Annotated in this window: 1 protein-coding gene; it reads left to right on the top strand. The window is 54.7% G+C overall.

What is annotated here, in order from left to right:
* Positions 1-83: 83 nt before the first annotated feature.
* Positions 84-532: YIEGIA domain-containing protein (locus RZO55_RS11030; protein ID WP_318064333.1), on the top strand; the 449-nt coding region annotated here is incomplete at its 3' end.

Raw genomic sequence — 532 nt, 5'->3', positions numbered from 1 at the left:
TCTACATTACGTTCTTTTGTGGGCGGAGCGGAAGTTGCTTCGATTCAGGGCAAAACTTTAGGAATATAGAAGGGATCGGAAGAATGAAGTTGGAACTGTATACCCAAGCGGTCATCGCCGGCCTGGTTGTCGGTTTCCTGGCTCGGATACGGATGCTCCGCACGGATTATCGCCAATATCCCACGTATCCCCACGGGCAAGTGATTCACCTTTCCCTCGGGCTGATTGCGGCTGCGCTGGGGGCGGTCGCTGTTCCGGCCCTCTTGGACCGCGATTACACAGCGGTCACCTTCTTAACATTGGCCGCACAGCAATTTCGGGAAGTCCGCAACATGGAGCGGGAAACCCTGTCGAAGATGGACCAGATGGAGCTGGTGCCCAGGGGGGGTTCTTACATCGAAGGCATCGCCATGGTATTTGAAGGAAGGAATTATCTGGTCATATTTTCCGCTTTCATCACCTCTTTGGCGGTGATTATCGGCGGATGGGTGAGCGGAACGGTTGCGGGGATGTTCATGATCTGGCTCTCCGG

This window comes from Clostridium boliviensis (genome assembly GCF_033342255.1).
In the GTDB taxonomy this organism is placed as follows: domain Bacteria; phylum Bacillota; class Clostridia; order Lachnospirales; family Lachnospiraceae; genus Lacrimispora; species Lacrimispora boliviensis.
Note: the sequence above shows the minus strand (reverse complement) of the source record. Positions and strands in the feature narration are given on the sequence as shown.